The following is a 12218-nucleotide window of genomic DNA, read 5'->3' on the forward strand; positions in this document are numbered from 1 at the left end:
AAATATCCTTTTGCTTCGTTCATGTGATATAAATTTTTGTCTGAAATGAATATTCATTTGAAGTTGTTGTTTTCTTTAGGCCTGTTTTGTGGGTTTATACAGGTCTCCAAAGCCAGCCATGTTCCCGCTCCTATACCAGCCAGGGTACTATGTATCAATATTTCCGCTACCAATTCTGTCGCTGCCGGCTGCAACCAGACCAACGGAAGTATTACGCTGGTGCATGATGGTACGGCACCATTTACCTATGTATGGTCACACGACTCTACGTTGAATACTCCGGTTGCAAATAATCTGGCTGCCGGCAACTATTCTGTATCGATTTCAGACGCTGCGGGTTGTACTGCCCAGACAACGGTTACCGTTGCCCAAATCCCTTTGGATCTTACGGGTAGTACATTGCCCGATACCTGCGGATCTCCCAACGGCTCTGCTACGGTGATTGTGGCTCCCGGCCAGGGGCAGGCTCCCTTTACCTACTTATGGGACAATAACGCAGGCAATCAGACTACCCAGACGGCCACAGGATTGCGCAATGGCGTATATCAGGTAACCGTCACTGACGCCAACCAATGTCAGGGTACTCAGTCCTTTAACGTTCTAACCGGTAACAATGGCTTTTCAGGTGTGATTGCTGGTGTACAGCAAATAAACTGTTTTGGCGAAAGCGGGGGGGCTGCAACCGTAATCCCTTCCGGAGGCAATGGTATCTACAACTATCAGTGGTTTCCGATCAACAGTCCCAATACTATTTTGAGCACAAGCCCAACCGTAACAGGCCTCGCCGCCGGGCTGTACGTTATCCGATTGACAGACCCTACAGGCAACCGATGTATTTTTAATACAGCTGTAAATATTCGCCAGCCTGACTCTGTAGCGACCAATCTTTCTGCTGATCCTGCTACGGGTTGCCGCTCCGGAAACGGCAAAGCCTGGGTAAATCCTTCCGGCGGTACGGCGCCTTATGATATTCTTTGGTCTACAGGTTCGACCAATGATTCTATTTTGAATCTTCAACCTGATTTCTATTCTGTTACAATTACCGACTCTCTGGGTTGTGTCAAAACTACAGAGTTTTTGATTCGCAGTGCCGCCGGCCCCTATTTTACCATAGATACAGCCCAGGCAGATAATTGTGGACTTGGCCAGGGAATTGCCATGATCAATATCTCTAAAGGCCAGGCGCCTTACCGGGTAATTTGGAATACGTTTTCCCCCCAACCAACAGACACCTCGCTTATCGCCTATAATCTTTACCGGTCAAATGGCGCTCAATATTATGCAACAGTCATAGATGCCGATACTTGTATTCAGCGGGAACATTTCGGTATGCCGGGAAATGACCCGCTGGAATTAATTTCTATCGCTTCAACCCCTGAATATTGCGAACTCGCTAACGGCACAGCTACCGTTGTATTTTCGGGTGGCACGGAACCGTATAGCTATCAATGGACAACAAGTCCCAAACAGACGGTGCCTTCCGCTTCCGGGCTGATCTCCGGAAATTATCGGGTTACAGTAAAAGACTCACTGTTTTGCGAACTTTCGGCAGAAATAGAGGTGGATAGTGAAATTGGATTTTTCCTCGAAACAACTGCTACGGACGAGACTTGCTACGGAAATAACGATGGAACCGCAACTGCCGTCATAAATGGTGGAAAAGCGCCATTTACCTATAGCTGGACGACTACACCTCCACAGGAATCTGCCCGCGCTACCGACCTGCCCGATGGTGTCTATAATGTAACAGTAGTTGATGTGGAAGGATGTGAAAGAAGTGCTTTTGCCATCATCGGAAGTCAGGAACTGATTCGTGCAGATTTTCGTTTTCAGCCTGATACCCTGGCTCCGGTCGTCATTTCCAGTGCAGGATTTACATTTACCAATGAATCAGAAGGCGGAGAAAATTTTCTCTGGGATTTTGGCGATGGAAACGTTTCGACTGAATATTCGCCTTTCCATGTATATGCCGATACCGGCAGGTATTTTGTGACGCTTACTGTTTCAAATGCTTCAGGCGTGTGTACCGATGAAGTTACCTATGGCCCATTTATCGTAGTGGAAGATGGGATAGTCCATTTGCCGAATGCCTTTTCACCAAATGGCGACGGATTTAATGATTTCTTTCAGGTCGGCGGTGTGTTGGTTCAGTCATTTGAACTGCGAATCTTCAACCGATGGGGGCAGGAGGTCTTCTCCAGTTTCTCTATCAATGACTCATGGGATGGCCGAACCGCCAGCGGCAAATATGCGCCTGAAGATGTGTACGTATATTCTTTGTTTGTGACGATTCCGGGTGAAAATCCCATTCGCCAGACAGGTACGGTGACCTTATTGAGATAGGGCGGTTACGCGTCTTTCTTCAGCAAAATCCAGAATAAATCTTCCGAAGGGTAGGGGAGTGTGATATTTCCCGGCACAAGGGTTGCAACAAGCTTTTTGACGATGGAAGACTGGATAGAATGCGACAACAGCGTTTTGGCGTGAGTCGTGTTGATGTATTTGATCTTTCTGCCTTTTGCGACAAAGCTGAAGCCCATTTTTTTGCCTACGTCAGTCAAACTTTCGGGACTGAACCAGTGCAGTACACTCGGCGGGCTGTATTCATGCCAGCTTTCTTTTGTGATTTTTGCCGTCAGGCTCTCTCTATTCCAGGTTTCGATCAGCCAGTAACCACCAGGTTTTGTATGATCTGCCAATACCTGAAGCCCTTTTTTCAGGTCGAAAAAATGAGGCAGAACCTGAATCATGGTAACCAGATCGAATTTTTTCTCTGACCGAAACAGTTCCACAGGACTATTGATGATATCGAGTTTCATTTCAGTCTGGCCAAATTTCGCCATTTTCGCATTGGGCTCAACTCCTACGCCCTGCCAGCCGGTATTGTGAAAACCTTTCAGCAGAAAACCCGCAGCCGCACCCACATCCAGCATATAGCCGGGTTTCATATATTTGTTGACAACCTTCCCGTACCCTTCGCCTCGTTTGATCAGCAGGTTTTTCTCCAGAAAATAATCTGGATAACCATCTTTCCCACCTTCAAAATACTCGTCACTGTAGACAGCTTTTGTGTGGCTTAGATCAGCCTTAACATCTGCAAACATATGTCCACAAGATTCGCATGTACAAATCCAGCAATCATTTTTGTTGAATTTCCGGGTAATCGTACTGCTTTCACAAACCGGACAAAGTATTTTTTCAACAGAGGACTGAATAAAAGATGCTGTCATATAGAGGGCTTTGGTCGAAATGGGAGAATAATGATAAGATCTTTAAATCTTATCAAAAGCAAATACCATGCTACAAAATATTATTACAGGCAGACTTTCACCGTTGAAAACCCGCAAAAGCCAACACAAAAATCAGTCAGCAGGTGATGCCGGAATTTTTTACTTTGCAGAAAATTTCGATTATGCGCTGTTTACTTTTTGTAATCATCAGTTTATCTGTTATTCCTTTTTCCTGCCGTACGGTCAAATCCACAGCCAAAGATTCTCATTCTTTAGCCCAACTGGCCGAATGGATGACAGGGAAATTTGACAGTGCCGAACAAGCGGCCTCTGATAGCAATTATTACGATATTAGTCTTCACATGAGCCGTATTTGGCCAGAGCGAAAAGATGGCTACTGGTTGTATGTGGAACAGGCAGTTACTGCTGCGGCAAATCGTCCCTACCGCCAGCGAATTTATCAACTGACCACCGACGAGGAGGGCAAATATCTGAGTAAAGTATTTGAAGTAGCGAATCCTTCAAGATTTATCAATAAAAACAACGACCCCGGGGCGTTTGCAGCGATTTCTCCTGACTCCCTGATTGAACGGAGCGGGTGTGTTGTGGTAATGACAGGCATAGGGGGAACCTACAAGGGGAGTACCGGTGAAAAAACGTGTGAGAGTAATCTGCGTGGTGCGGCATATGCCACTTCGACCGTGACCATTTTCCCGGATAGACTGGAAAGTTGGGATCAGGGCTTTGATGCCGCCGGAAATCAGGTCTGGGGTGCCGAAAATGGCGGATATATATTTATTAAGCGCACAAATTATGGATTATAGGTAAAGATTTTGTCTATAGGATACAACAAACAACATTTTACACATGAAACTGAATATTCTGATTGTATTTGCATGTCTGCTTCCTGTATGGGTATTGGGCGCGGACGAGATTCCTGTCAAATCAGCCATTACTGAAGTGAACGTTTACCGGCAGCGTGCCATGATCGTCGAGACGGGAAATGCTAAGGTGGTTAAGGGTGACAACCTTCTCATCTTCAGTGGCTTAAGCCACTCTCTTATTAAAAATAGCATCACTGTCAGTGGTACAGGCAGTGGCACTATTCAGGCGGTTACTCACCGGATCAATTATTTAAACAGAACCGCAAAACCGCCCCGGCTTCTCATGCTGGAAGACAGCCTCAAACAAATCAGCGAAAAGCTGAAGGTATTGGACGATGAAAAATTTGTCTATGAAAATGAGCAGCAGTTGGTGCTCACCAACAATAAAATTGGCGGGACTGACAATGGCCTGACTGCCGATGAATTGCAAAAAATGGCTAATTTCTACCGTGAAAGACTTGCTTCGATCCGCAAGCGCTTGCGTGAGCTGGATCTCGGGGCCAGAGAATTGCGACAAAAACAAAGCGACTACCAACTGGAAATCAATCAGATAAACTCTTTGCGGAGCCAGCCTACAGAAGAAGTGGTCGTTACCTTTAATGCAAAGGTCGCAGGTACAGTCAATCTGACGCTAAAGTATCTGGTCAATGATGCAAGCTGGAGTCCATTCTACGATATCAGGGTAGAAAATACCCGCGACCCTTTGAGATTTTTTCTCAAAGCCAACGTCGTCAACCGCACAGGCATCAACTGGGATCAGGTAAAACTTCGCATTTCCACCACCAATAATAATGGCAATAACAACAGCCCGGTTTTGAGCCCCTGGGTGGTGGATTTTGCCCGTCCGGTATATCCTTCGGCACCTATGGGCGCAGCGACCCGTCCTGCACCGATGTATAAATCTGATAGCAGAGCAGGGGTTGCCAATACCATGGATGATGTGAAACCTCAGGAGGAAATGGAAGTCAAGGAAGAGATTGCCTATGCCTATGACATGACTACCACCAATGAAGGAGAGCTCGGCCTTGAGTTTGAAATAGCCTCTCCTTACGATATTCCTTCCGACGGAAAAGAACATCAGGTGGATATCCTCGCAACAGATGTCAAAGGAGAATTTAAACATTTTGCCATACCCAAGCTGGACAAAGATGCATTTCTTGTCGCCTATATTTCACAGGATTTGCTTCGGGCGAAGGCGAATGTGTATTTCGAAGGAACCTTTGTTGGCGAAACTTTTGTCAATACAGACAACCCCGGCGATTCGATGAAAATTTCACTTGGCCGTGATCCAAAAGTGCAGATTCAGCGCGAGCAGGTCAAAGATTTTACAGAAAAGAAAGTCGTCGGAAGCAATATACGCCAGACATTTGGCTATGATATTATCCTGAAAAACAACAAAACTGAAGCAGTAAACTTAAATATCGAAGATCAGATTCCCGTATCTCAGAATAAAGATATCGAGGTGGAATTGCTGGAATCTTCGGATGGCGTATTTAATGATGTTTCGGGTAAGGTTTCGTGGAATATCACCCTCAAGCCAGGGGAAACCCGCACGCTGAAACTTCGCTTCGAAGTGAAATATCCTAAAAATCAGCCGGTTTACGGTTTGTAGGTCTGTATAATAAATATTAATATGAAAATTCCGGGAAGCTGTTTTTTGCCTCCCGGAATTTTTTTTAGTTCAGTTCCATCGGTACTTCCATTAATAGCACCTGGGTTTGCGAATCAGCCTTAATATGGAGTGTATCTGTTTCCCATACACCAAGTCCATCCCTGCGGTTGAGTGAAATATTTTCAACCGAGACATCGCCCTCCAGTACAAAAGCATATACGCCATTGCCCGGCTTTTTGAGCGAATAGGTAGTTTCTATGCCAGCATCCAGTTTCCCGAGGTGAAACCATGCATCCTGATGAATCCATACGCCGTCATCTTCCGGGTTAGGGGAAAGAACCTGTCTGAATACATTGTGCTGTTCCGCTTCATCGAGTGAGATCTGGTCATACCGGGGTTTAACGTTCTTTTTGTTGGGGAATATCCAGATTTGGAGAAACTTCACTTCTTTATCTTTGTTTTTGTTGTATTCGCTGTGAAATATCCCGGTTCCAGCACTCATCACCTGAATATCACCCTGGCGAATGACTGTCGTATTTCCCATGCTGTCCTTATGTTCGAGATCGCCCTCCAATGGAATAGAAATGATTTCCATATTGTCGTGAGGGTGTTTGCCGAATCCCATGCCCTGCGAAACGGTGTCATCATTTAATACGCGGAGTACACCAAAATGTACTCTTTCTGGGTTGTAATAGTTGGCAAAACTGAAAGAGTGATAACTGTTGAGCCAGCCGTGGTTGGCATGGCCTCTGGTGTTGGCTTTGTGTAAAACGGTTTTCATTGTTTTGAATTTTTTACAAAGTTCTCCCTAAAAGGGAAGACAGCAAATATAAAAATCCGGGATTGATGTATCAGAACCCGGGATTAGGGGTGGAGCGAAACTGGGAAAGCGGAACCCCTGTTATTTTTTTAAAGAAAGCACTGAAGTGAGAGGGTTCCTCAAATCCCAGTTCGAATGCGAGTTCTTTGCCTGTTTTTTCTGAAAATACCAATACACGCTTGGCTTCCGCGATGATTCTGTTTTGAATATAGGTTTTTGCGCTTTTTCCAATCAAGGCTTTTACTGTTTTGTTGAGATGATCGGGACTGACCATCAGTTGATCTGCATAAAAATTCACCTTATGCTGTTCTTTGAAATGGGTTTCTACCAGGTTTTTAAAACTTCGGAGAATGGTAAGGCCCGCCTGAGTGGTTTGTGTATTTTCTTCACGATGAATGTCACAGATATTATTGCAGTAGATAAGGAAAAGCCTGAGCAGTGATCCCAACGCCTCATACCTAAACTGGCTGTTTTCCGAAAGCATTTCTTCCATATCCTGAGCCAGGGATGAGAGGCGACTTTGAGTTTTTTTGTCGAGAATCAGTGGCGGCGAATCTGCATAATCCCGGAAAAGATTTATATCAGAGATAAAACAATCCCGGATATTATTTCTGATGAGGAATTCGGGAGAAAAGGTGATCACCCAACCGGCGGGTTTTTTGTCGGGAAGTAAAAGGTGAACCTGCCCGGGACTGATAAAATATACCTGATGATCTGAAAGTGTAAACGTCTGGAAATCAATAATATGTTGGCCCACGCCTTGCTGAATCCAGATCACCGTATAATAATCATGGCGGTGTGGACTTCCCGGTTTACCGCCGGTATGGAGATGAATATCTTCCATCCTTCGGATGCCAAAAGATGCTGCAAAAGCCTCTTTATTTTCCATTGATTTTTCTTGCGTTTTGCATATCAATTATTTCCCGCAGCGTTTCTTGCTGCATTAGAACGACTTTTTTTCCGGTCAGATACAACAGTTCCTGTTCATCGGGTTTTATGCTGTATTTGGTGGGTATTTGGGTTACTAGTTCGTATAAAATACTCAGATCGGAAGGAGAAAGAAGCTGAGGTGCGAGATTGAGTTTGGAAATCAGTTTGATTCTTTCAGGTATCACGTCAATTTCCGGTGGCGGAATAAACGCATTACCTTCAATGAGATTGCTGAAACTGAGGAATACCGGTGTAATATTATTTTGCCGGCATCTTTCGGTAAGCTCTGTACGCAACAGGTTATGTCGTGCATCCAGTCCGCTGGATGGAAGTTTGCTGAATACGCTGATGCCCAGATAACCGGCTTTGCGCCGGGAAAAAGTGGGGGGAATTCCGCCACCGTCGGCATCCACTACCAGCAGCACTTTGTGTGTGGCTACAGTATCCTGTTTGAGCATTTCGATAGCGGTCTGGTAGCCGATATTGTCTGCAATTCCTCCGTCGACGATATGGAGATATCGAAATACCGAATCCCACGAACTCAGCAGCGTGGTATTTGAGATTGCCGCAGGAAAACTGCCACTGGCTTTAATCCCCACGGAAAGCGGCAGGGAGTAGGGGTCAATGGGCCCTTGCTGGAAATTGTTCCGAAAAAGATGGGTATAGCCTGAAATCTGAAAGGTGTCGATCACATTGGGAACAAATGGAAAAATAGACATCCGCGGAAAAATCGTACCATTGGCTACCAGCATAGGAAGTTTGACCGGGGTTAGGGTGTCATAACAATTGACAAACATATCACTGAGCCGGATGCTGCGGGAATGGCTTCTGCCATAGTGTTGTCTTCGGTGCCTATAGCCCAGTACATTCAGGTCAATAGCTTTTTCGAGCGCATCGCCATCGTCGAGGTAGGTAAACCAGTTTTTGGGGTAAAACCAGCTTTGTGCGATGGGCGTGGAGTAAGAGCGGGCCAGGTTCTCTTTAATGGTATGCACAAAATAGTCCTGAAGTTTAAATGACTCCTTGCCACCATACGTGTCATATTCATATCGCGCAGCGATATAACTCCCCGCCGCAAAACCACCTCCGGAGACCGTTGAAAAATAGTCAACCTCATGGAGAAGGTTACTGTTTCCAGCCGGAATTTCTTCCAAACCCAGCAGTACACCAATCGCAAAATTATAGGCCCGTGAACCTCCCCCCGAGATCGCCATTGCGATGGCAAAATCGGGGTTCTGATGGGGTCTCAACTGAACAGACCGGTACTGATGCAGATCGACAGTTGGCGCTTCTGACAAGATAAAATGCCGGGGATTTGTCTGAATTTTTGGGCTGCACCCTACCCAACACAACAGGGCTGCCAAAACGGGAATTTGTACGTTTTTCATAGATATGGTGTGATGTACAGTCCAAATAAACAGTTTTCTGCCTAAAATGGATAACCAATACCCAGATTGAGCTGAGGACGCCTTGCTTTTCGAGAGGTCGCCCGGGTCATCACCCAGGGGGTCGTAAGATCGGGAGCATATAACTGTTGGGCTATGTCCAGACGTAAGATCAAAAATGAAAAATCGAACCTGAACCCTACTCCGGCATCCCATCCCAATCGCAGGTTTTTGGCCGTGAGCAATGCAGTTTCTACCAATTCATTCCGGTCATTTCTATTAAACCAGACATTCCCCACATCTGTGAATACGGCCATTTCCAGATAGGTGAGTACATCAAACCGGTATTCTGCATTTGCTTCAATAATATATTCGCCTCCGGGTGCAATCAGGTTGCTGGCTGTAAGGGTATCTGTTCCCTGGAAATCACGCAGGCGGCTTCTTCCCGGTCCCAGTGTATTGGATTGCCAGCCGCGCATGGAGTTGGTGCCTCCGCTAAAAAATCTCGCCTCCTGTGGCACGGTAGGGGTATGATTGTAGGGCAATCCCGCACCGATAATTCCCCGCAAAACTACCTCTGAGTTTTTTCCGGTAGGGATATACAATTTTCCTTCAAAACTACCTTTGATATATTGACCGTAATAAAGGCTATCGAGAAACAGGTTGTCTGTATAACTATTGTCAGATCCGCTGAGGTTGGGGATTCGGTCGAGAAGGTAGGGAATGTTACCGCCCCATTCTACTCCCAGCCGGTACCAGTAGGTAGGATAGAGCCGCGTCTGCCGGTAATTTTGTTGGGTATAATTGTACTGCAATCGCGAACTAAACCGGTTTTGGAAGTCTCTCCTGATGGCAGGAGGAAGCAGATTGATTGTGGTATCACGGTAAAGAGGATCTGGATTGATGGTGATAAGGTCTACAGCCAAAGGCGTAAGACTGCTTACTGCCCGGTCAGTAAAGGGAATATGTTGCCATCGGTAGGTGCCTTTAAAGCCAGTGGTGAGTCGGTCATATTCGAGCAGATTTTCCCTGCGGATTTGCCCGGTGAAAGCTGTCAGCGGACTAAATCGGCTGAGATTGCTTTTCAACTTTTCCGGTACCATAAACAAAAATGGCCTGGCAAAGAGAAACCTGTGAAAATTGATGTTGGCATTTGCACCAATTTCGTAGTAAAACTGGTCAAACTGTCCTCGTCCCTGTTGCCCGGCGTAAAAACCCACGTTACCCATTAATCCAAATTCAAGAAATTCAGATTTGTGGAGTGCGTTTTTATCCCGAAGAGAGACATTTACTCCCACACCCGGCAGGTTGGTAGATGTGATGATATTGGTAAATGATTCAAAACCGCCTTTTAGCTGATATTTCCTGGCAAGTTTCAGTTCGATGACCACATCCATCATATTGTTTTGCTCATCAACTTTGTAGTTGACAACCATGTACTGAAACATACCCAGTTCCTGTAGCATCTGGCGGGTGCGCTGTGATTGTGCAAGGCGATAGACGCGATCATTGAGGAAATGGATTCGGCGGGCGATAAAATTGAGGTTTACCTGCGATAACAGTGAGCCGGGAGAAAGGTGAAATCCCACGGTAACGAGCGAATCCAACATTTTATATGATACACCCAGGCTATCGCGTTGTTTGTCGGTCAGTAGCCATGCATACAGATCAAGCGTATCAGTCCCCGGCGAAGATCCCGAGGAAGGGGCAATATAGACATCTACATTTCTGACAATATATCTGGGGGGAGATTCTGTGAGTTGTATTTCAACATTCAGCCACTTTTCTTCCAGGGGGAGCTGATTTTCTGCAGGAATATTCTCTTCGAGTACAGAGTCTATCGAAAACTCGATCATTTTTGGGGCAAAGGTGAAGTAGCCATTGTTGCGGAGCAGATCCGTGGCCCGGGCTCTTTCCTGTAGAAACACATCGTTTGAATAGTTTTCTCCCGACTTTATCTTGCTTTTTGCAATTTCATATTGGTGTTCCAGCCGCGGAGTTTCTTCATTAGGGCTAAGCGTACGGAGTGTGATATTTTTAAACCGATAAGCTGTTCCTTCATTCACAAAATAGGTTACCTGCGCCTTTTGTTTGTATTTTTTTCGAAACAGTTTATGCAACGTATCAATGCGGTAATCAATTTTGGGGTGAAAATATCCCCGGGAAAAACAGGCTGCCCGAAGATTGGCTGTGTCTTCTTTTATGAGGGTGGTATCGATAATTACCGGCGCTTCTCCCCACCGATACATAAGCATATGGAGAAAACCTTTCTGAAGGGTGGAGTCAGGTTTGTTTTTTGCGAAAGTATTTTTGAGCGATACCCCAAAATTGTGAATATAAAGCGCCGTCTTGGGTATGAGGGTCCTTCGGTTGGGTTTAAACCTTACGGCACTATAAATTTCAGATGGTAGTAACTGGTCATCTGTTTTTACTTTCGGGAGGGATTTTAGTAAATACTCATCAGGTTTGAGATGCCGGGTTGTTTTGCATGCAGACATCATAATGGAAATTACCATTACTCCCCATATCAACTGGTATTTTATTAGTTTTGCGTTCATGCAGGTAATTTCAAAAGCAAAAATAAAACTTTTTACCTCCCTTTCGGTGAAAAAGTACCGGCATCAGCACGGGTTATTTATCGTTGAGGGAAAAAAAATGGTGCGGGAGGCAATCTTATCCGACTGGAAAACCGCAGCAGTGGTTGCACGGGAAGATATGGCGGAATCAGCAGCAGCGTGGTTTCCCGAAGCGGAAATTTTTTCTGCCACAGAATCCGAGTTTATACGCTTGTCTGCACACCCTAATCCTGAAGGAATATTAGCTATCCTGCATTTCCCTAACGAAAATTTTTGTGTTCCATTGTCTCTCAATTCCTTGCCCGAGGGGCCTGGTTTTATACTCGATGGAATTCAGGATCCCGGCAACCTTGGTACGATTCTTCGCATTGCCGACTGGTTTGGATTCCCCCATGTGATTTTAGGTCCGGGAACCGCAGATCTGCTTAATCCCAAAACGCTGAGAAGTACGATGGGAGCTGTTTTTCGGGTGAATGTGCTATATATTGAAAGCCTGGTATCTCTGGCCGAAAATGAGGGTGACCGAATGGTGGCCGCGGATCTGGAGGGTAAAAATCTACAGGATTTTGACTGGTCCGGAAAAGAATTTGTAGTGATTGGAAATGAGGCCAGAGGCCTTTCCACAGAACTGAAGGCCATTTCCGGCTTGCAAAAGGTCTGCATACCCGGAGAGGGAGGCGCAGAGTCTTTGAATGCCGCAGTTTCGGCAGGTATTTTTGCCTGGAATCTGCGATATTCGCATAAATAATTGATAGAAGACTGGAAATTCCATTGGAAAATC

9 protein-coding genes are annotated in these 12218 nt (G+C 45.6%); 4 read left to right on the forward strand and 5 right to left on the reverse strand.

What is annotated here, in order from left to right; translation table 11 throughout:
- Nucleotides 1–45 precede the first annotated feature (45 nt).
- Nucleotides 46–2343 carry a gliding motility-associated C-terminal domain-containing protein gene (locus tag R3D00_14245; protein ID MEZ4774341.1) on the forward strand — a complete coding sequence of 766 codons (2298 nt, stop codon included), beginning with the start codon at nucleotides 46–48 and terminating at the stop codon, nucleotides 2341–2343.
- Nucleotides 2344–2348: 5 nt separating this feature from the next.
- Here R3D00_14245 and R3D00_14250 read toward each other — a convergent pair whose 3' ends face one another.
- Nucleotides 2349–3230, reverse strand: a complete 882-nt coding sequence (locus tag R3D00_14250; GenBank protein MEZ4774342.1) for a class I SAM-dependent methyltransferase — start codon at nucleotides 3228–3230, stop codon at nucleotides 2349–2351.
- Between the two features lie 182 nt (nucleotides 3231–3412).
- Between R3D00_14250 and R3D00_14255 the strand changes: the two genes are divergently transcribed.
- Together R3D00_14255 and R3D00_14260 are read left to right on the forward strand one after the other, a co-directional pair.
- A complete protein-coding gene (locus R3D00_14255; GenBank protein MEZ4774343.1) occupies nucleotides 3413–4054 on the forward strand; it encodes a chromophore lyase CpcT/CpeT in 642 nt (213 codons plus the stop codon).
- Nucleotides 4055–4097: 43 nt separating this feature from the next.
- The gene (locus R3D00_14260; protein ID MEZ4774344.1) at nucleotides 4098–5726 is read left to right on the forward strand and encodes a DUF4139 domain-containing protein; all 1629 of its coding nucleotides are present in this window, start codon (nucleotides 4098–4100) and stop codon (nucleotides 5724–5726) included.
- Between the two features lie 64 nt (nucleotides 5727–5790).
- On the opposite strand, the gene R3D00_14265 is transcribed toward R3D00_14260, so the two are convergent.
- From R3D00_14265 to R3D00_14280, 4 genes are all read right to left on the reverse strand, one after another.
- Nucleotides 5791–6507 (reverse strand): pirin family protein, encoded by a 717-nt coding sequence (locus R3D00_14265; protein ID MEZ4774345.1) that lies wholly within the window; start codon nucleotides 6505–6507, stop codon nucleotides 5791–5793.
- 70 nt (nucleotides 6508–6577) lie between these two features.
- Complete coding sequence (locus R3D00_14270) at nucleotides 6578–7435, reverse strand: helix-turn-helix transcriptional regulator (protein MEZ4774346.1); 858 nt, start codon at nucleotides 7433–7435, stop codon at nucleotides 6578–6580.
- Entirely contained in the window at nucleotides 7425–8864 is a 1440-nt protein-coding gene (locus R3D00_14275; GenBank protein ID MEZ4774347.1) for a patatin-like phospholipase family protein, read from the reverse strand. Before R3D00_14275 ends, R3D00_14270 begins: the two co-directional genes overlap by 11 nt.
- 41 nt (nucleotides 8865–8905) lie before the next feature.
- The gene (locus R3D00_14280; protein MEZ4774348.1) at nucleotides 8906–11419 is read right to left on the reverse strand and encodes a BamA/TamA family outer membrane protein; all 2514 of its coding nucleotides are present in this window, start codon (nucleotides 11417–11419) and stop codon (nucleotides 8906–8908) included.
- Between R3D00_14280 and R3D00_14285 the strand changes: the two genes are divergently transcribed.
- Nucleotides 11418–12185 carry an RNA methyltransferase gene (locus R3D00_14285; GenBank protein ID MEZ4774349.1) on the forward strand — a complete coding sequence of 256 codons (768 nt, stop codon included), beginning with the start codon at nucleotides 11418–11420 and terminating at the stop codon, nucleotides 12183–12185. The genes R3D00_14280 and R3D00_14285 overlap by 2 nt on opposite strands.
- Nucleotides 12186–12218: the final 33 nt, after the last annotated feature.

This window comes from Bacteroidia bacterium (assembly GCA_041391665.1).
In the GTDB taxonomy this organism is placed as follows: Bacteria; Bacteroidota; Bacteroidia; order J057; family J057; genus JAGQVA01.

Excerpts from the sequence above, each read along its gene's own strand:
- R3D00_14245 (MEZ4774341.1), top strand. The coding sequence starts at position 46 with ATGAATATTCATTTGAAGTTGTTGTTTTCTTTAGGCCTGTTTTGTGGG.
- R3D00_14250 (MEZ4774342.1), bottom strand. The coding sequence starts at position 3,230 with ATGACAGCATCTTTTATTCAGTCCTCTGTTGAAAAAATACTTTGTCCG.
- R3D00_14255 (MEZ4774343.1), top strand. The coding sequence starts at position 3,413 with ATGCGCTGTTTACTTTTTGTAATCATCAGTTTATCTGTTATTCCTTTT.
- R3D00_14260 (MEZ4774344.1), top strand. The coding sequence starts at position 4,098 with ATGAAACTGAATATTCTGATTGTATTTGCATGTCTGCTTCCTGTATGG.
- R3D00_14265 (MEZ4774345.1), bottom strand. The coding sequence starts at position 6,507 with ATGAAAACCGTTTTACACAAAGCCAACACCAGAGGCCATGCCAACCAC.
- R3D00_14270 (MEZ4774346.1), bottom strand. The coding sequence starts at position 7,435 with ATGGAAAATAAAGAGGCTTTTGCAGCATCTTTTGGCATCCGAAGGATG.
- R3D00_14275 (MEZ4774347.1), bottom strand. The coding sequence starts at position 8,864 with ATGAAAAACGTACAAATTCCCGTTTTGGCAGCCCTGTTGTGTTGGGTA.
- R3D00_14285 (MEZ4774349.1), top strand. The coding sequence starts at position 11,418 with ATGCAGGTAATTTCAAAAGCAAAAATAAAACTTTTTACCTCCCTTTCG.
- R3D00_14280 (MEZ4774348.1), bottom strand. The coding sequence starts at position 11,419 with ATGAACGCAAAACTAATAAAATACCAGTTGATATGGGGAGTAATGGTA.